The following is an 18,459-nucleotide window of genomic DNA, read 5'->3' as shown; positions in this document are numbered from 1 at the left end:
TCACAGTGTGGTTGAACAAGATGAGCTATAATAAAGTTGAAAAATATTTGCACAGGAGGATGGAAAAGCCAAATGGAGGTATATCAAAAACCGCCGAAGGTTTGTGAGAGCATAGCACAACAATTAAAGCAGGAGATAATAAAAGGTTTCTACAAGCCGGGCGAACGTATAAAAATCATGGATCTTGCGAAGCGTTTTGGTGTGAGTCAGACTTCTGTAAGGGAGGCATTGAAGATTTTAGAGAAATCTGACCTTGTGACTGAATTTCCTCGCAAAGGTTACATCGTCACGGAAATAGACCTTCGAGAACTTTTGGATATATGGAAGATAAAGGAAAAGCTGTGGTCACTGGCATTTGCATGGTTTGCCGAAAGAGCCACCGAAGAACAGATTCAGAGGGCTAAGCAGTTTGTAAAAGAATTCAGAGATGCTTACATAGAGTATGATATTGACAAAGCTTTCGAAGCGAACTTTCAGTTCACAGATGTGATTTTGGAAGGATGTGGGTCTAAAAAACTCGTTTCTCTGCTTAAAGCAACTGAAGATCAGGCAAAAAGGTACAGATATCTGAGCATGAAATATGATGATAATCTCAGGATCTCTTCGCAATATTTCACACAAATAATTTTCACATTGGAGAAAAGAGATTCACAAAAAGCTGCTGAATTGATAGCAGAGTACATTCGCTTTAGTGCCGCTGTTGTTCAACAATATTATAACGACATGTTATCGAAATGCAAAGAAAAATCAAGTAAAAACGAGATTCAGTGAGATTTTCACAATTTTTAAAGGTTTCCCTGGGGTTTTCTTGGTTTTACTGCTTTATATGAATTCCTCTTGGTTTTGTTTTTCAATACAGTTTTATGTATTATCGATAATCGAAAATACAGGGGGTGACATCATATGGGGTGAGATTAATTGACTTAAGTGAAACTATTGTACCGAATTCTCCTTCCGAACCATGGCCAGCCAAGATAACCTATCTCGACCACAGAGCAGGTTCCCAGGAAATGAGAGAGCGATTTGGTGTCGATCCAAAAGATCTTGTTTTTTCGAATGGTTTAGGTTGGTCCTATGAATTCATCGAGGCGATGACTCACACAGGTACACACATGGATGCCCCATGGCATTATCATCCAATGAGCGAGGGTAAAATATCAAAAACTATCGATGAAATACCTTTAGAATGGTGCTTTTCGGACGGGGTTGTCCTCGATATGCGTCATAAAAACTACGGTGAATTCATAACGATTGACGATCTTAAAAAAGAGCTTGAAAGGATCAATTATAGTATAAAACCATTTGACATTGTTTTGATAATGACCGGCGCAGACAAAAGAATGGGGACGAAAGATTATTTTCTCCAGCCTGGCATGAGCAGAGAAGCTACATTGTGGTTGCTTGAACAGGGCGTAAAAATTACAGGTATTGATGCTTATACATGGGACAGACCTTTTTCCAGTATGTCAAAAGACTATCAAGAAACTAAGGATGGTTCGTATATATGGCCTGCTCATTTTGCTTCGATTGAAAAAGAATATTGTCACATAGAAAAGTTGGCAAATCTCGATAAAATTCCAAGATCTTTTGGCTTCAAAGTGGCAGTTTTCCCCATAAAAATATTCAAGGCAAGCGCCGGGTGGGTCCGCGCTGTAGCCATTGTTGAGGATTAGAAAGGGAGGGTGGAATTATGGGTACCGTCGGTATCTTCACGGTATTTTTTGCTATCTTCGGCTTTGTAATGGTTTGGGTCGGATGGATAACCAGAAAGTGGATTGGAAGAAGTACTGATTATCTGGTGGCGGGCAGGCAGATCAATCTTTTGGTGAACATTTTGGGTGTCACCGCGATAGGTTATGCAGGGACCACACTGACTCTTGCACCTGCTTTCACTTTGATGGGTGGGCTCACGAAGAGTATCTTCATGCTTGGTGTGGCTTATTCTTTGACAGGAATTATATCCTATGCCTTTCTTATAGCGCCCGTAGCAAGAAGAACAGGGGCACACACTCTACCAGAATGGCTCGAGATAAGATACGATAGAAAAGTCAGGTTTGTAATAACACTTGTTACGGTAGTTGCTATGCTTGGTATAACGGCAAATAATATTCTCTCAATGGCGACGATTATAACAGGGTTTACGAAATGGTCAATTTCATCAACAATTTTGCTCACGTTTTTGATCTTTCTGTTCTTCACTGTTTTGGGCGGTATGTGGGCGGTAACTTTAACGGACTTCATCCAGGGAGTTCTGTGCACTTTTGCAATACCAGTTCTTATAATATTTCTACTTATGAAATATGGAGGACTATCTTTCTTAAATCAAAATTGGCCAGCAGGGAATGTGTGGGCAAACGGTATAGCTGGTAAAACTTTTCCCTGGTTTTCAGTGTTCTATCCGAGTGTCCTTGTTGCATTTTTCTTGTATGGTATGGCTTTGGTCTGGGGATCTAACAGCTACTGGATCAGGGTGAGTTCGGTCAGGAGTGAAAGAGTAGCTAAACTCTCATATCTGTGGGCTGCTGTTATACTGTTTCTTGCAAATGGATTCATGTATCCGCTTCTTGGTGCTTATGTTGGTGCAGCCCATCCTGAAATGTTTGCACCACGTGGAACAGCCGCACCAGCAGCCGCCTTTGGCATATTTTTAAGGGATACGCCGTCTGTTCTTGCCGCTTATTTTCTGCTCACCACAATGGCTGCTTCTGTCTCGACAGCAACAACTTATTACATGGCTGGAAGTTCTGTCATAGTCAGGGATATCTATCAAAGGTTTTTCAAACCGAATGCAAAATCAGAACAGCTTGTAAAACCATCGATGATTGTTAATGCTTTGTTTGGTATAGCGGCTCTTCTGCTTTGTTTCTTCCCGGGAGGACCGGTTTATTTGTTTGCTTTCGCAACAGCATGGCTTGCTCCAACGGCAGTGATCGTAATTCTTGGTCTTTACACGAAGAAATTTTCAACTACAGGGGCATTTGTGGGAGGTTTGGTTGGCTTAATATTCATGTCTGTTTGGACTCTGTTAGATTTGACAAAGATATATCCACTGACCAGCAAATTTGGTCACATGGTAATTCCAGGTATCATTGTATCTATCGGTGCTGCTATAATAGCCAACTTTTTTGGAAAGTCGAAGTACGACTTTGCTGTGCAGAAGAGATCTAATTTAACTGATGAGGAAATCAAAGTCCTTGACATAATAAGAAAAGGATATAACACAATGGCTGAAATAACTGATTTACTGGATATTGACTCGTCTAAGAGCAGCGAATTGGTTCTGGCGCTTGAGAAAGCCGGGGCAGTAGAGAGATTTTCGAGTGGCGGGTCGGGTTTTTATATGTTTAGAATAACAGATTTTGGTAGAACATTACCAACAAAAATTAAGGAAAATGAGATCTTCGAAGGTGTGGATGAAATAGGAATCAAGATTCTTGAACATGTACGTGGAAAATCTGGAATTCTGGCAGATGAATTGTCCAAGGAGACCGGATTGAATTCCATGGCGCTGGCAACTATTGTAAATTCACTTGTCAGACGAGGTTATCTGAGCGAAGGTGGTATCTGGAGAAGAACGGTTTCTATTACTCAAAAAGGAAATGAGTTACTCTCAAAATACTCAAGGAGATGATGAGAATGTATTCCAGCGAATTGGAAGGTTGTGAGCCGTTCATTCTGAACAACAGCTGGGTTTCACCATTGAACTTTATCGAGGAAGTTCGATCAAAAATGCACTTACCTGAGAAAGTCCTGATTCACGATGTTACGCTGAGAGATGGTGAACAGATGGCTGGTGTTGTGTTCACAGAAGATGAAAAAGTGTTCATAGCTCAGGAGCTTGACAGGATAGGTATTCACATGATCGAAATAGGCACACCTGCGGTTTCTGAGGAAGACCAGAGGGCTTTCAAAAGACTGTCAAAGATGAATTTGAAAGCAAAAAAGATAGCTCTTGCAAGGATTATGGAAGAAGACGTCAAGCTTGCCGCAGAATGTGGTGCCGATGGATTGTTCTATGAAACGGGTATTAACCCATATTTTGTGAAGCATGTTCTGGGTCTTGATTCAAAAGAGTTCATCAACAGAATAATCAGGGGTGCAAAGCTCGCAAAAGAATTAGGAATGTTTGTTGAGTTTTGTGGTTGGGACACTTTTAGAATCAATAACCTTGAATGGATAAAAACAGTTTATACGGAACTTTTGAAAAATGTAGAAGTTGATCAAATAGGTATATCCGATACATTTGGTCAGGCACATCCATTCACAGTTAATTTCCTGGTTAGAAAGATGAAAGAGTGGTTTCCAGATGTTCCTCTTGCCATACACGTGCACAACGATTATGGACTTGCCACAGCTACCGCACTCATGGCGGTAGCATCGGGTGCAGAAGCTGTCGAGACGTCTTTCAATTGCCTTGGTGAGAGGACCGGTAATGCTTCAACAGAGGAAGTTGTAGCTGGCTTGGAGATGATACTTGGTTTAAAAACTGGAATTAACTGTGCAGAACTGTATAAAGTTTCAAAATTCATTCAGGAGATATCAAAGGTAAATGTGGCACCAAATAAACCAATTGTTGGTGACAGGATATTCTACAGTGAATCTGGAATAGTGATAGATGCTAATGAAAAAATGAGTAAAGGAACGGGCATCGATTATTCCATGTTTCCTTATAATCCGAAATACTTTGGAAGAGAGCTCAGATACGTGGGTGGTAAAAAAAGTGGAAGGGCTTTTATAAAGCTCTATTTGCAGAAAAAAGGTTTAAAAGCAACTGATGCTCAGGTGGAAGAGATATTGGTGAGAGTTAAGAAACAGAGTATAGTACTCAAAAATTATCTGGACGATGATCAAATCGATAGGATCATCAGGTTAGTTCTTCAATGATCTCCAGATGATTTTTTAAAGCCCGCCGTCAACGGTGGGCTTTTTGCTTTTTTAATACGCATATTCATGCATGCTTGCGATTTAGTGTGTATAAAAGAGCAAACAGCATTTTTTTGGAGCTAAATGACTTTTGAGCCGAAAAAATTTGTGTTTGTGGCAGTTTCTTTCGTGAGCAATGAATGTTAAAATAAAAATGTGAAGTAGTTCACTAATTTTCGACTAGATAGAGCAAGATCTTTAACCTACGTGAAAGGAGGCTTTTTTATGGCCAAATCGTTATATCAACAGGCGCTTGAGGTTTTCGGGCATGCCGCAGATGTCATGAACCTTGATCCAAACATCAGAAAATTTCTTGAAAGGCCTCAGCGTACTCTGATCGTGGAGTTCCCAGTTGTGATGGATGATGGTAGAGTAGAAATGTTCACAGGGTATCGCTGTCAGCACAGTACAGCCAGGGGTCCGGCAAAGGGTGGTATAAGATACCATCCCGATGTCACACTCGATGAGGTACAGACTCTGGCTTTCTGGATGACATGGAAATGCTCGCTTTTGAACCTCCCATATGGTGGAGGAAAAGGCGGAGTCAAAGTAGATCCTTCCAAACTTTCCAAACACGAACTGGAAAGGCTCTCAAGAAGGTTCTTCTATGAAATATCCAACTTCATAGGCGAGAAAAAGGATATCCCGGCTCCAGACGTGAATACAAATGCCCAGGTGATGGCATGGTTTGTTGATACCTACACCATGCATACGGGTTATCCTGCACTGGGTGTTGTGACTGGAAAGCCTGTGGAGATAGGAGGCTCTGTTGGAAGAAATGAAGCCACAGGACGTGGTGTAGCCGTAGTGGCTGCCGAGGCATGCAAAGTTCTGGGGAAAGACATTTCAAAAGCAACGGTGGCTGTGCAGGGTTTTGGAAATGTCGGTTCTTTCTCCGCGAAAATTTTACACGAAGATTTCAAAGCAAAGGTTGTTGCCGTAAGCGACGTATCTGCTGCTTATTATGATCCAAATGGTCTGGATATCAATGATCTGATCGCTTACAGGGACAGTCACAAAGGATTCATCGATGGATATCCAAAGGCAAAGAAAATAAAGCACGAAGAACTGCTCGAGCTTGATGTGGATATACTGGTTCCTGCAGCACTGGAAAATGCCATCACAGAGAAAAATGCCGACAAAATCAGGGCAAAACTCATTGTCGAAGGAGCAAACGGACCAGTCACACCGGAGGCAGACAAAATACTCCTTTCAAAAGGCGTCACTGTTATTCCAGATATCCTTGCCAATTCCGGTGGAGTGACCGTTTCTTACTTTGAGTGGGTGCAGGATTTGCAATCATTCTTCTGGGACCTTGATGATATAAGAGCAAAACTCACAAAGATGATGAAAGCCGCATTCGCTGAAGTGGCAAAGACCAAAGAAAAGTACAATGTAGATTTCAGAACGGCAGCTTACATAGTCGCGATTGACAGAGTAGCACAGGCAGTAAAACTAAGAGGTATTTATCCATGAAAAAAGGGCGCGAAAGCGCCCTTTTTAGATTTTTTTGTCCAATCTTGTTCCCTGAGCTTGAGTGAAATCTTTATAGCTTTTGATAGCTGCCTGGGATTTTTTCATCTGCAGTGCATCCTGAGCGAGTTTTTCCATCTGTGATTTTATTTTTTCAATTCTTTTTTCGTCTGCTTGCAATATGGACTGTGCAAATTTTTCATCTATTTTTTCAAAAGATCTCAGGATCTGTTCGCGCTTTTCAAGGAGCGGTAATAGCTGTTCATATTGCTGGTTTTCTATCGATTCATCTATTTGTTGTTCTATTTGCCTTACCAGTTGCTCGTAATCAGTTTGCATTCTTCACCTTCTTTCAAAAACCTTTTCAGACTGCCTTCAACTGGATGATCAATTGCATCTATCTCGACAAGCGGAGTTATGACAAATTGTCTGTTGAGCATATCGTAGTGTGGTATGGACAGATCATCTGATTCGTACACCAAATTACCATACAAAAGTATATCCAGATCTATTATCCTTGGTCCCCACCGTTTTTCTCTGACTCGACCCATGATCTGTTCTATCTGCAGGAGTTTGTCGAGCAGCTGATGCGGTGTCAGGTTTGTATTCACTTCGACAACGCAGTTGAGAAAATTCGGCTGGTCTGTCACACCGTACGGTCTGGTTTCATAAACGGATGATTTTTTCACAACATCAATCCCGAAAATCTCTAATAGATTGCATGCCCTTTGGATATTTATCAATCTATTACCAAGATTGGAACCAAGACCTATGTAAATCTTTCCATCGGATTTTTCAAGGGCAACTTGTGCGAAAGCCAGATAATCGTGTGCTATGCTCAAATGAGCAAAATTGAAAGCAAAATCTCTGTGAAAAACAAATACAGGTTTGCCAAATCTGTCGTGAATGATTTCAATGTCTTTGAACGAAAAATTTCTGATACCAGTACCAAGTGCTTTGAAGAAAGCTTCCTTTGCCGCAAAACGACTGGAAAGATAGACCTTTTTGTTCTTGATTTGCTCAAATTCCTGCAATTCTTTTGGACCAAGGATCCTTCTGTAGATATTTTCATTTATTCTTTCGATCTTTACAACATCAACACCCACACCGATAATCATACTGGATAAACCGGTGCTTCAAATTCTTCTACAAGATCAAAGTCTACCTTTAACTGATCGATATAGCGTTTTTGCAGGTATTTTTTGCCTACTTCCCCGAGTATGACATATATCAGCACATCCTCATCGCTTTTGGCAAGTAAACCAAGATCTTTTCTTGCCTTTTCCACTTCGGGTGGAATGATTTCTCCGGGTCGAACGTCGATTGGTTTCTCGTCTTTTAGTATCTTTTTTATCAATTCCGGATCGATTGGTGCTGGTGGTCGACCGTAGAATCCTTTGACATATTCTCTGACTTCTTTTGTCACCTTTGAATATCTTTCACCTGTCATGACATTCAAAACTGCCTGAACACCAACTATCTGGCTTGTGGGTGTGACAAGCGGTGGATAGCCAAGATCTTTTTGAACTCTGGGGATTTCCTCGAGTACTTCTTTCATTTTGTGGGACATCTTCTGCTCCTGAAGTTGCTTGACCATATTTGAATACATTCCCCCCGGTACCTGTGCGTACAGTATCTTTGGATCGATTGTTGTCATCTTCACATCGAAGGCTGAATATTTTTCTCTGACTTTGGTGAAGTATTCTATCAAAAAGTTCAGAGTATCCCAGTCTGATGGTGGTACGATATTCTGCTTGCTCAGAGAATAATAAAACGGCTCAAAAGGAGGCTGAGAAGTGCCGAGCGCAAACGGTGAAAGAGCAGTGTCTATTATGTCTGCACCGGCGTCAATTGCGGCTTGATAACTTGCAACTGCAAGTCCGCAGGTGCAGTGTGAATGGACATCTACGGGCAGTGAGAACTGTTTTTTCAGCGAACTCACAAGGTCATAGGTTTCTTTGGGGGTTAATAACCCTGCCATGTCTTTTATGCAGATCGAATCAACACCGAGTTCTACCAGTTTTCTTGCGTAGTTCAGATAATAATCCAGAGTGTGCACCGGACTGACTGTGTAAGAAATGGCACCCTGTACATGCGCTTTCATTTTTTTGGCTTCATCTATGGCTACCACAAGATTTCTCTCGTCATTCAGTGCGTCAAAGATTCTTATTATGTCTATGCCGTTTTCGACCATTTTTTTGACAAAGAGTCTTACCGTATCATCTGCGTAGTGACGATAGCCAACCAGATTTTGCCCGCGAAGAAGCATCTGGAGCTTTGTGTTTTTGATTTTTTCTCTGATCTTTCTCAACCTTTCCCATGGATCTTCATTTAAAAATCTCACTGCCACGTCGAAGGTGGCTCCACCCCACATTTCCATGGAATAGAAACCAACCCTGTCCATGGCTTCAAGAGCTGGAATCATGTCTTTTGTTGACATTCTGGTAGCTATCAAAGACTGGTGTCCGTCTCTTAAAGTTGTATCTACGAATTTCATCCAATCACCTCTTTTGATCAAAATACCTTAAAATTTCCATGGATAACATGACTCTTGGTTCAAAACTATCAAGCAGGGCATACTCCTGTTCTGAGTGAAACCTTGCACCTGTTATGCCAAGACCATCTATTGCCGGAACACCTGATTCATAGAAAAATGCACTGTCTGCGCCTCCGCTTGAATGCTCCAATTCGAATCTTTTACCGATTTTTTCAAAAGCCTTTTCAAGAGCAACCTTTATTTGCGGATTAAATCCCATCGCGGGTCTTCGTTCCTGAAGAGAAAACTCACAGCTTGTACCTTCTATTGAGGTGTTAGAACATATTTTTATAATGGCATTTTTGCAATCTTCGAGCTCTTTTTTTGAAGAAAATCTCACATCAAAATATACGTTGCACAGATCTGGTGTGATATTTGATTTTTCTCCTGCACTGATTATCGTTGGATTTAATGTCAAATCTCCAAATGTGCCGTTTAAAGAGTATATTTCATCTATCTTTCGACATGCCTCCACCAGCGCATTCGCACCTTCGTTGAGTCTCGATGCATGAGCTTTTTTTCCCTTAACAGTGAGATTCATCGAAGCTATGCCTTTTCTGCTCACCACGATTTCACCATTGATGCCTCCTGGTTCGAAAGAAAGGCAGCACACACTTTTTCTGGCGTATCTGTAAAAAGTCTCTCTGCTTGTTTTTGAACCAAGCTCTTCATCGACGTTGAGTATCACACACAGGTCTTTAATGCCGTTTTTTCTTGCAAGTTCAACAGTCGCAAGCAGGGTGATTATTCCACCTTTCATGTCTGCAACACCCGGTCCATAAACTATATTTTCTTTTATAGAAAACGGTCTTGCCTGTGATTCTCCTTCCTTAAAAACCGTATCAAGATGACCTATTAGAGTCAAATACGGTTCCTTTCCCATAACGGCAACGTGTGCCGCTTCTTCTTGATGAACATCAAAGCCAAGTTCACTCAGTATTTCGGCTATGAAAGAAGTTCTTTTGAGTTTTGTTGGAAAGTCGATGTCAAAACCGGTATCGGTGTTGACGAGTTTCTGGTAAAGCTTCAGCCATTTTTCTTCCATGATAAATCCCTCACAGTCCAAGTTCTTGAAGCACAAAGATGATCTTTATCCTTCTTGGTAAATTGCGCGAATCATATATAACATGAAAATGTCTGCAAATTCTCTGTGGCGAATCACAGTCCTGGCAGATGCCGGTATTTGCACATGGAGTTGAAAGAGAAAGTCTTTTTGCATTCATCGGTGCTATGTATCTGATTCTCTCTCTTGCGGCTTGCAGATCATTCACAATTTTATTTGCACTCACGATTAGAATGACGTTCTTTGGTCCATAGGTCAGCGAAGCCACTCTGTTGCCAAAACCGTCCATGAAGACAAGTTCACCGTTCATCGTAATTGCATTGGCACTGCAAAGATAATAATCGCTGTCGAAAGATTCGAGTTCCGTTTTTCTTCTATCAACGCTGTTGTATCGATCTAAAAATTTGTATCTTCCGCTTCTGAGTAAGTCCAGTATTCCGCAATCGCTCAAAGTGACTGATCCACCTGAGCTTACAACCGATCCCTGCGGAATCAATTCTTCAACCAGTTTCTTTGCCTGCTCGGCATTTTCAACTATGTGCACCTCAAAGGCTTTTCTTTCCAAAATTGGCTTGATCTTTTCGCACAAAGATTTGTATTTGAATCTGTAGAGTTCTTCTCTCAAAACTCTCACCTCTATTATTATTTTACCTCACAGAATGCATAATCTGAACGGCAAGTTGTTGCTGTCAACCTTAGGCTGAAATAGATGGTTTTTTGGCAAAATCTGGCAAATTGGTTGATTTTTCGGCACAAAGATCTGTGATCCTGGTACTTGCTTTGTACAAATTCTTGTATCTTATTAAAAAAACTATTGTATTACAGTACAAATTTTTGTATGATAGAAGGGGGTTGAGATTATGAAAAAGATTCATCCCATTTTAAAGGCTTTCATACCAGTTGCCAGAGGTCTTGCACAGATGCTGGGTCCTGACTATGAAATTGTTCTTCATGATATAACCGACCCGGAGCATTCTGTTATAGCTATCGAAAACGGTCATATCACAGGAAGAAAGGTTGGAGCACCTTTAACAGATTTGGGACTATACATACTCAGATCTGAGAAGTTCAAAAATGTTGATGTGGTGCCAAATTACATGACCACAACTTCAGACGGCAGGATCCTGCGTTCAACGACAATATTCATACGCGATGAAAGTGAAAAGATCATAGGTTTTCTGTGTATCAACTTCGATACAACTAAAATTTCCATGTTTAAGCAGGTGATCGATCAGCAATTGTCTTTTCAGAAACTGGAAGACCTTGCAGGAGCAAACCACGAAAAATTCGCAGGCAGAGTTGAAGAGCTTCTTAATGAAGCGGTTCAACAGGTCAAGTCTCTGACGGGAAAGCCTTTGAGATATGCAACCAAAGAAGAAAAAATAAATGTTCTCAGAAAGCTCGACGAAAAAGGTTTTTTCCTGCTCAAAGGTGCAGTTGATTTACTCGCAAAGGAAATGGGAAATTCCAAGTTCACCGTGTATGCATATCTTCGTGAGGCAAGAAATAAATCAGATGCCAATATTGTGTGAAGGAGGAATGCGTGTGAGAACTATCAGTACAGATCAGGCACCCAAGGCAATAGGACCATATTCTCAGGCAGTTGAAGCCAGCGGATTTGTTTTTGTTTCCGGGCAGATCCCGCTTGATCCAGTAACGGGTGAACTGGTGAATGGAGATATAAAAAAGCAAGCCGCAAGAGTTTTTGAAAACATAAAAGCCATACTCAAAGCGAGCGGTTGTGATCTTAAAAACACAGTAAAAGTCACGGTTTTTGTGACAGATCTGTCTAATTTTACCGCAGTCAATGAAGTTTACAGCCAGTACTTTGGTGAGCACAAGCCTGCAAGGTCCTTTGTTCAAGTTGCCGGTTTACCCAGAGGTGCTCAAATTGAAGTCGAGGTCATTGCGGTCAGGGAGTGACATAGATGATGGATCCGTATGCATCTGAGATTGTCAAAAAAGATCTGTATGCAAAAAAAACGACTGTTGTTGGAAGAGTAGTAGCAGTGCTTCGTGGAAAGTTGAGCAACAGAAATTTGTCTTTGATATCCCCCTGGTCAAGGGCTCTGAGAAATGGCGAGATCCACGAGCTCATTCTGACAGATGAGCAGGATGCATCACCGGGCAAGAGTGTGAACAAAATAGCATATCTGGCTTTCGTAGAGGTCATAAGTCCTGGTGTGGTGGTCTTCAAAGACAAAGTAAAGCTTTCGAATGGAAAATGCATTGGTAGTCTGGCTGGTTTTGATGAAACTCATATGCCAAACCATCAGAATATAGTGATTGTCACAGATCAGCTTGTAACCGGCGAGGAAATGAATCTGAATTTAAATGATCTGATTTATTTCACAAGAGACTAAAAAGGAGGGATTTTGTATGTTCAAAAACAAGTATCATCTTTACAGACATCTCAAACAATCAATGCCAAAGATTTTCGAGGAAGCCAAGAAAGCAGCGGATGAAATAGGTATACCGCAGGAATGGCGAGGCAAGTTTGGTTTGACTGGTGCGATATCCGGCTGTCACGGGCTTATCTCAAAAGAAGTCGATGAAGCCATAAGCAAAGTTTCAAGAGAAGTCATTCCGAACAAAGTCTTTGCAGATGAAATAAGAGATATCGTGAAAGATTACTACGGAGACGATTACGATGCACTGCTTGTGAGCACCTGTGAAGCTGCGCTCTGGCTGAGTTTTGATGTTCTTGTTTCCCCACCATTCACTGGAAGAGGTGAAAAATACCGAAGCAGGTACATCGTACCCTATGAAAGGCATCTTCATCACCACGGCGGTTATGGAAGACCCATTCCACCTCAGTACAAAGACATCTTCGCAGACAGAGGCTGTACAGCAGGAGAGCTTGGATTTTATGGAAAAAGGCTTGAGAATGTTGATGTAGTCATCGTTCCCATGGCTGGAGGACGATATCCTGTTCACGGCATCAAGTACCATCCCGTTATTTTGCTGAGCGGTGTCGACGCCCAGGGCACGGCAAGTAGAATCAAAGAGTACGCCGAAAGATATGCCGACACACTGGCTGGTTTTTCCTCGCTTGGGTACGACACGGCTGGTTACGGCTATGGAGAAAAAGACAAAGATGGAACACCTGTACTTCAGAAAAAAATCGGTGAACTTGCACAGTATTACAATGTTCCTTACATCGTTGACAACGCCTGGGGTGTGCCATTCATAGGAACAGATTTGAGAAAGACCGGTGCATGGGTTATGACGTACAGCATGGACAAAGCAGCCGGTGCGCCCACCTGTGGTTTGATAATCGGTCGGGAAGATGTGATGGTACCCATCAGACGCGCGATGGGAACACATGGTGATAGAAGCGGGACATGGTCTTCATACGGTAAGGCAGCCTATGTGACCTTTGATCCAGGTAAAGAATCTCTTGCCGGAGCGATAGCGGCTCTAAAAGCATTGAGGCAAAAAGCAGATAAGTACAGAGCGGGTGTTGATAGGTTGTATGAGATAACAGTTGAAGAATTTTCCAAACTTGACAGCAAGATAAGACATATATTCAAAATTTCCAAAAGCTACAACTCCGGTGCGGTCGAGATAAACTACGATGATTGCTGGGAAAAAGGAGTCCCATTCCCGATTTTCTCAATCGAAGACATGTATGCGGGAACGAACATACTGCAATCAGGAACAGATGTAATGGGAATTGTACAGACAGTTGCTTATGATGCAAACATATTCATATCACTTGGGCTCGGTACAACTGATGAAAATGGTGAAATAATCGAAGACAAAGCAAGACTCGCTGTGAGAGGTCTTGTGAGATTGATCGAAATCGTGGCAAAGTACTCTGGTTTGATTTGATCACAGGACAATACGACAATAAGGGGGTGAGCTAATGCATGCGCCAAAGATCGTCGTAGTAGGAGGGGGCTGGGGTGGCTGTGCCGCTGCTGCGTCAGCCCGCAAAGCCGGTGCTGAAGTGATATTACTTGAAAGAACAGATATGCTTCTTGGGACGGGATTGGTTGGAGGGATCTTCAGAAACAATGGTAGATTTACGGCGGCTGAGGAAATGCTCGAAATGGGAGCGGATATCTTCTCTGTGATGGATAACTGTGTCACTCACACAAATGTCGAATTTCCAGGTCACAAACACGCCAGTCTGTACAACGTTTATAAAATTGAGCCCGCTGTAAGAGAATACCTGGGAAGACTCGGCGTACAAATTTTCACAAAAGCCAGAGTTATCGATGTGGCAAGAGAGGGGAAGAAGATTTCCTGCGTTGTTGTTGAAGGGCTCGAACCAATCAGGGCAGATGCTTTTGTCGACGCAACGGGGACTTCAGCAGTACCGGCAAATTGCACCAAATATGGTAATGGTTGTGCAATGTGCATTCTCAGGTGCCACAGTTTTGGACCAAGAGTGAGCATAACCACTAAAGTCGGTGTTGAAGAATGGGTTGGAAAGAAACCAGATGGCACTGTTGGGGCAATGAGCGGGTCCTGTAAACTCTGCAAAGATTCTATAGATCCACAGATTGTCAGGGAACTTGAGGAAAAAGGCTCAGCACTCGTTCCAGTACCACCTGAAGTTCGCGAAGAAGAAAAACTTCTTAGTATGAAAGCATGTCAACAGTATGCGCTTGAGGAATTCATCGGAAATCTGGTTTTACTGGACACCGGTCCTGTTAAATTGATGACACCATTTTTCCCTCTTGAAAGGCTCAGAAAAGTACCAGGTATGGAAAAAGCAAGGTATGAAGATCCGATAGCAGGTGGTAAAGGTAATTCAATGAGGTATTTTGGCTTTGCCAACTGTACTGACGAGCTTCAGGCAATAGGTTCTGTTGACAATTTATTCTGCGCCGGTGAAAAGGCAGGTGCAATGGTGGGTCACACAGAGGCAATAGTATCCGGAACCTTGGCTGGACATAATGCGGTCAGGCAGGTTCTGGGCGAAAAACTTCTTAGGCTTCCAGACGAACTTGCCGTTGGAGATTTTGTAAATCACGTGATAGCCGAAATGAAAAAAGAAGAGGGTCGTCAGTACAAATACACCTTCTCTGGTTCCATTTATTTCAAAAGGATGATCCAGAAAAATCTGTATACAACAGATATCTCAATCATAAAAGAAAGGGTGAAAAAAGCTGGGTTGAAATCAATTTTCAATATCAAGCTTTTGTGAGGAGGTGAAGGGGTTATGGCGGTGGAGCTCACATTGGCTCACTGGTTGTATTTATTTTTCATGGCTGCAGTTGTGGTAACCATGTTTCTGAGAAAGGACACCCCACTCATTTGTATCATTGGCGCTCTGTGTGTTGGCTGGGCAGTGACGGGCTCTTTCTTGGGTGCAGTTCAGTCAGTTTTCAATGCTATTGTGGTCACGGCAAATGAACTGATGGGCATTGTTGTGGTTATTTCTTTGATGGTTGCCCTTTCCAAGCAGATGGAGAAAAGCGGAGCCGCAGCTGTATTGATAAGAACGCTTGGGAAACCCATTAAAGGACCGAATTCTGCCTTTTGGTTCGTAGGTATCATCACAGCCATTCTCGCTCTCTTTATATGGCCCACCCCCGCAGTTGCTCTGATAGGAAGCTTGCTGGTTCCAGTTGCGGTTAGTGCCGGACTATCTCCAGTGGGAGCGGGCGTAGCGATAGCCATGTTTGCTTATGGTATATCACTGACAACGGATTTTGTAATTCAAGGTGCGCCAACACTGACGGCTAAGGCGGCGGGATTACCTGTTGGTACAGTTATGAGTTCCATGGTACCATTGATCATCGTTTGGGCAGTGATTGCAATTCCACTCACTTACTATTTCACGATGAAGGCGAACAAAGGGTATGATCCAAAGAAAGATATAGAGATTTTTGGAGAAAGCGTTGTAAAGAGTAAAAGTACTGAGCACAGTGCTTTTGCAAAAGCCGAGGCTGTTGTAGTGACTATGGCATTTTTACTCGATATAGTACTCATGCTCGCTCTGAAACTTCGTGGCGGGGATGCGACGGCACTACTTGGTGGTACAGCGGCATTGCTTTTACTCGTATTCACGCTCGTACAGTACAAAACAGAGGGCCTTGAACTTGGTGTTGATTTTCTCAGAGAAGGATTCATGTTCGGTGTGAAAATCTTTGCACCAGTTTTTGTCATAGCCGCTTTGTTCTACATGGGTGGTGGTCCTGCAGCACAAATATTTGGAAGTGCTGGCAGACCTTTACTTTTTGATTTGAGCAATGCACTCGCTGCCAAGGTACCACTTAATAGATTTGCTGTTGCTCCAATGCAGGCTGTTATTGGTGCAATCACAGGTCTTGACGGTTCGGGATTTTCAGGCTTACCCCTGATGGGTACCCTTGCAGGAGGACTTGGCGCCGCAGCCAAAGTAAAGTCATCTGTTCTTGCGGCTCTTGGACAGCTCACGGCTGTTAACACCGGTGGAGGTACCATAGTTCCATGGGCTTTAATCGCAGTGGCTGCTGTTTGTAAAACAAAGCCAGAAGAAATTGCAAGGAAAAACTTCGTACCAGTTATTCTCGGATTTGTTGGTGCAACGATAGTGGCGATGATACTCATGTGATAAAAGGGGGACTTTTGTCCCCCTTTAAAAGAACCAATCAGCCTTGGAAAGGAGAATGAATTAATGAGCAGGATAAAAGTTGCGATTGTCGGCATGGGTAATGTTGGGCGTGCTGTCTTTGATTGTATTTCTCAGAGCGAAGATATGGAGTTGGTCGGCATAGTTGAGATATCTGAGAAAATCAATTTGCTAAAAGAAGAATTCAAAAACATACCCATATCCGACAGCGTTGAAAATTTTATCAAACCCGATGTCGCCATTCTGGCAATTGACAGTAGAGCTGTTCCGCATATTGCACCGCAGTATCTGAGAAGAGGCATAAACACCGTCGATGCTTACGATATACACGGTGCAGAGGGTGCTATACGTTTAAAGAAAGACCTTGACAAAATCGCAAAAGAAAGCGGTGCCGTTTCGATCATATCTGCCGGCTGGGATCCTGGAACTGATTCGATCATAAGGGTGATTTTTGAAATAATAGCTCCAAAAGGTATCACCTGGACGAATTTCGGACCCGGTATGAGCATGGGTCATACTGTGGCTGTGAAACGTATAGAAGGTGTAAAAGATGCCATTTCGATAACCTATCCAAAAGGCATGGGAATGCATTCAAGGGTTGTTTATGTTCAGTTGAAAGAGGGATATGATTTTGCAGATGTCGCAAAGAAAATAGCCCAAGACCCCTATTTCTCACACGATGAGCTTTACATAAATCAGGTGAATGATGTGAGCAGACTGGTGGATATGGGTCACTGTGTAAAGATAGAGCGCAAAGGTACTTCGGCTAAAGCCTGCAATCAGAGAATGGAATTTCACATGTGGGTGAACAATCCAGCCGCGACAGCACAGGTAATGGTTGCTGCGGCAAGGGCTACTGTGAAACAAAAGCCCGGATGCTACACGCTTCCTGAGATACCTGTGATCGATTTTCTCTGTGGTGAAAAAGATGATTTGCTATGTAGATTGCTGTAAATATCAGTCAAATGTCCACCGTTTATTTAGAAAGGAGGACACAGCGCATTTTTTATCTTACAGAAGATGAGATTGACTGCGCTGAATGTTGATGAAAGTGAAATTTGTGAAGATGAATGGTGCTGGCAATGATTTTATTTTGATAGACAACAGAGAAGGTATTCTCAAAGATCTTGATATGGATATAAAAGATTTTGTGAGATTAGTTTGCCGCAGAAGAAAATCGATAGGTGCGGATGGCTTGATAATTCTTGAAAACTCAGATAAGGCGGACTTCAAAATGAGGTATTTCAATTCAGATGGAAGCGAAGGTGAAATGTGCGGTAATGGTGCTCGATGTGTTTCAAAGTTTGCTTATCTTTCAGGTGTTGCACGTGAAAGGATGAAATTTCAAACCATTTCAGGTATATACGAGGCTCTGATCATCGGCGAGAATGTGAGAGTGATTTTTCCAGACTTGGATGTGAATTTTTTCAAATTGAACCAACACCACGATTTTGGCTTTGGTGAGATTGAATATCATTTTGCAGTTGTGGGAGTTCCACATGCAGTTGTATATACACAGGATGTTGAATCGATGAGTGACGATCTTTTAAAAGATCTTGGAAGAAGGCTCAGATACTGCACAGATGTCTTTGCAAATGGTACAAACGTGAATTTCGTGAAAATCTCTGGCAGAAATGAAATAACCATAAGAACTTACGAGCGCGGTGTGGAGGACGAAACACTTGCCTGTGGGACAGGTTCAATCGCTTCCTGTCTGGTATCTCACCTTCTTTCAAAGGTGCAGTCTCCAGTTTTGGTTCGAGCAAGAGGAGGTAATTTGAAAGTTGGTTTCAAGATGGTTTCATCTTTTTTCAAGGATATTTATTTAGAAGGCGATGCGAGAGTTGTGGCACAGGGTTATATCATGGATGGTGCTTTAAAAGAGTGAGGTGATTT

General features: G+C 42.3%; 18 protein-coding genes. 13 read left to right on the top strand and 5 right to left on the bottom strand.

Features of this window, described 5'->3' with window-relative positions:
- Positions 1-72 precede the first annotated feature (72 nt).
- The 5 genes from AC4E92_RS02155 (at position 73) to AC4E92_RS02135 (ending at position 6,399) form a co-directional block, all read left to right on the top strand.
- Entirely contained in the window at positions 73-771 is a 699-nt protein-coding gene (locus tag AC4E92_RS02155) for a GntR family transcriptional regulator (RefSeq protein WP_490238948.1), read from the top strand.
- A gap of 137 nt (positions 772-908) precedes the next feature.
- Positions 909-1,673, top strand: a complete 765-nt coding sequence (locus AC4E92_RS02150; protein ID WP_490238947.1) for a cyclase family protein — start codon at positions 909-911, stop codon at positions 1,671-1,673.
- A 17-nt stretch (positions 1,674-1,690) separates the two neighbouring features.
- Positions 1,691-3,631: a sodium:solute symporter family transporter gene (locus AC4E92_RS02145; protein ID WP_490238946.1), complete on the top strand. Its 1,941-nt coding sequence runs from the start codon at positions 1,691-1,693 to the stop codon at positions 3,629-3,631.
- Between the two features lie 5 nt (positions 3,632-3,636).
- Complete coding sequence (locus AC4E92_RS02140) at positions 3,637-4,884, top strand: LeuA family protein (protein ID WP_490238945.1); 1,248 nt, start codon at positions 3,637-3,639, stop codon at positions 4,882-4,884.
- Positions 4,885-5,148: 264 nt separating this feature from the next.
- Entirely contained in the window at positions 5,149-6,399 is a 1,251-nt protein-coding gene (locus AC4E92_RS02135) for a Glu/Leu/Phe/Val family dehydrogenase (RefSeq protein WP_490238944.1), read from the top strand.
- 24 nt (positions 6,400-6,423) lie between these two features.
- Here AC4E92_RS02135 and AC4E92_RS02130 read toward each other — a convergent pair whose 3' ends face one another.
- The 5 genes from AC4E92_RS02130 to AC4E92_RS02110 are packed head-to-tail and all read right to left on the bottom strand — an operon-like array spanning position 6,424 to position 10,620.
- Positions 6,424-6,735: a hypothetical protein gene (locus tag AC4E92_RS02130; RefSeq protein WP_490238943.1), complete on the bottom strand. Its 312-nt coding sequence runs from the start codon at positions 6,733-6,735 to the stop codon at positions 6,424-6,426.
- The gene (folK, locus tag AC4E92_RS02125) at positions 6,708-7,514 is read right to left on the bottom strand and encodes a 2-amino-4-hydroxy-6-hydroxymethyldihydropteridine diphosphokinase (protein ID WP_490238942.1); all 807 of its coding nucleotides are present in this window, start codon (positions 7,512-7,514) and stop codon (positions 6,708-6,710) included. Before folK ends, AC4E92_RS02130 begins: the two co-directional genes overlap by 28 nt.
- A complete protein-coding gene (locus AC4E92_RS02120) occupies positions 7,511-8,893 on the bottom strand; it encodes a pyruvate carboxylase subunit B (protein WP_490238941.1) in 1,383 nt (460 codons plus the stop codon). Before AC4E92_RS02120 ends, folK begins: the two co-directional genes overlap by 4 nt.
- Before the next feature lie 4 nt (positions 8,894-8,897).
- Positions 8,898-9,977 carry a M20 family metallopeptidase gene (locus tag AC4E92_RS02115; RefSeq protein ID WP_490238940.1) on the bottom strand — a complete coding sequence of 360 codons (1,080 nt, stop codon included), beginning with the start codon at positions 9,975-9,977 and terminating at the stop codon, positions 8,898-8,900.
- 10 nt (positions 9,978-9,987) lie between these two features.
- A complete protein-coding gene (locus AC4E92_RS02110; protein WP_490238939.1) occupies positions 9,988-10,620 on the bottom strand; it encodes a lactate utilization protein in 633 nt (210 codons plus the stop codon).
- Positions 10,621-10,855: 235 nt separating this feature from the next.
- On the opposite strand from AC4E92_RS02110, the gene AC4E92_RS02105 reads away from it, so the two are divergent.
- The 8 genes from AC4E92_RS02105 (at position 10,856) to dapF (ending at position 18,451) form a co-directional block, all read left to right on the top strand.
- Complete coding sequence (locus AC4E92_RS02105; RefSeq protein WP_490238938.1) at positions 10,856-11,527, top strand: helix-turn-helix transcriptional regulator; 672 nt, start codon at positions 10,856-10,858, stop codon at positions 11,525-11,527.
- A gap of 13 nt (positions 11,528-11,540) precedes the next feature.
- Positions 11,541-11,918, top strand: coding sequence for a RidA family protein (locus tag AC4E92_RS02100; RefSeq protein ID WP_490238937.1), 378 nt, complete (start codon positions 11,541-11,543; stop codon positions 11,916-11,918).
- Between the two features lie 5 nt (positions 11,919-11,923).
- Entirely contained in the window at positions 11,924-12,358 is a 435-nt protein-coding gene (locus AC4E92_RS02095) for a DUF6917 domain-containing protein (protein WP_490238936.1), read from the top strand.
- A 16-nt stretch (positions 12,359-12,374) separates the two neighbouring features.
- A complete protein-coding gene (locus AC4E92_RS02090; protein ID WP_490238935.1) occupies positions 12,375-13,829 on the top strand; it encodes a hypothetical protein in 1,455 nt (484 codons plus the stop codon).
- Positions 13,830-13,863: 34 nt separating this feature from the next.
- Positions 13,864-15,153, top strand: coding sequence for an FAD-dependent oxidoreductase (locus tag AC4E92_RS02085; protein ID WP_490238934.1), 1,290 nt, complete (start codon positions 13,864-13,866; stop codon positions 15,151-15,153).
- Positions 15,154-15,168: 15 nt separating this feature from the next.
- Positions 15,169-16,545 carry a hypothetical protein gene (locus AC4E92_RS02080; protein ID WP_490238933.1) on the top strand — a complete coding sequence of 459 codons (1,377 nt, stop codon included), beginning with the start codon at positions 15,169-15,171 and terminating at the stop codon, positions 16,543-16,545.
- A gap of 63 nt (positions 16,546-16,608) precedes the next feature.
- On the top strand, positions 16,609-17,517 hold the full coding sequence (locus tag AC4E92_RS02075) for a diaminopimelate dehydrogenase (RefSeq protein ID WP_490238932.1): 909 nt from the start codon (positions 16,609-16,611) through the stop codon (positions 17,515-17,517).
- A gap of 85 nt (positions 17,518-17,602) precedes the next feature.
- Positions 17,603-18,451 (top strand): diaminopimelate epimerase, encoded by an 849-nt coding sequence (gene dapF, locus AC4E92_RS02070; protein ID WP_490238931.1) that lies wholly within the window; start codon positions 17,603-17,605, stop codon positions 18,449-18,451.
- Positions 18,452-18,459: the final 8 nt, after the last annotated feature.

It is taken from the genome of Pseudothermotoga sp., assembly GCF_031962025.1.
Lineage (GTDB): Bacteria > Thermotogota > Thermotogae > Thermotogales > DSM-5069 > Pseudothermotoga_B.
Note: the sequence above shows the minus strand (reverse complement) of the source record. Positions and strands in the feature narration are given on the sequence as shown.

Bases quoted from the DNA above. Each gene is read 5' to 3' on its own strand.
- AC4E92_RS02155 (WP_490238948.1), top strand. From the start codon at position 73: ATGGAGGTATATCAAAAACCGCCGAAGGTTTGTGAGAGCATAGCACAA.
- AC4E92_RS02145 (WP_490238946.1), top strand. From the start codon at position 1,691: ATGGGTACCGTCGGTATCTTCACGGTATTTTTTGCTATCTTCGGCTTT.
- AC4E92_RS02140 (WP_490238945.1), top strand. From the start codon at position 3,637: ATGTATTCCAGCGAATTGGAAGGTTGTGAGCCGTTCATTCTGAACAAC.
- AC4E92_RS02135 (WP_490238944.1), top strand. From the start codon at position 5,149: ATGGCCAAATCGTTATATCAACAGGCGCTTGAGGTTTTCGGGCATGCC.
- AC4E92_RS02130 (WP_490238943.1), bottom strand. From the start codon at position 6,735: ATGCAAACTGATTACGAGCAACTGGTAAGGCAAATAGAACAACAAATA.
- folK (WP_490238942.1), bottom strand. From the start codon at position 7,514: ATGATTATCGGTGTGGGTGTTGATGTTGTAAAGATCGAAAGAATAAAT.
- AC4E92_RS02120 (WP_490238941.1), bottom strand. From the start codon at position 8,893: ATGAAATTCGTAGATACAACTTTAAGAGACGGACACCAGTCTTTGATA.
- AC4E92_RS02115 (WP_490238940.1), bottom strand. From the start codon at position 9,977: ATGGAAGAAAAATGGCTGAAGCTTTACCAGAAACTCGTCAACACCGAT.
- AC4E92_RS02105 (WP_490238938.1), top strand. From the start codon at position 10,856: ATGAAAAAGATTCATCCCATTTTAAAGGCTTTCATACCAGTTGCCAGA.
- AC4E92_RS02095 (WP_490238936.1), top strand. From the start codon at position 11,924: ATGATGGATCCGTATGCATCTGAGATTGTCAAAAAAGATCTGTATGCA.
- AC4E92_RS02090 (WP_490238935.1), top strand. From the start codon at position 12,375: ATGTTCAAAAACAAGTATCATCTTTACAGACATCTCAAACAATCAATG.
- AC4E92_RS02085 (WP_490238934.1), top strand. From the start codon at position 13,864: ATGCATGCGCCAAAGATCGTCGTAGTAGGAGGGGGCTGGGGTGGCTGT.
- AC4E92_RS02080 (WP_490238933.1), top strand. From the start codon at position 15,169: ATGGCGGTGGAGCTCACATTGGCTCACTGGTTGTATTTATTTTTCATG.
- AC4E92_RS02075 (WP_490238932.1), top strand. From the start codon at position 16,609: ATGAGCAGGATAAAAGTTGCGATTGTCGGCATGGGTAATGTTGGGCGT.
- dapF (WP_490238931.1), top strand. From the start codon at position 17,603: ATGTTGATGAAAGTGAAATTTGTGAAGATGAATGGTGCTGGCAATGAT.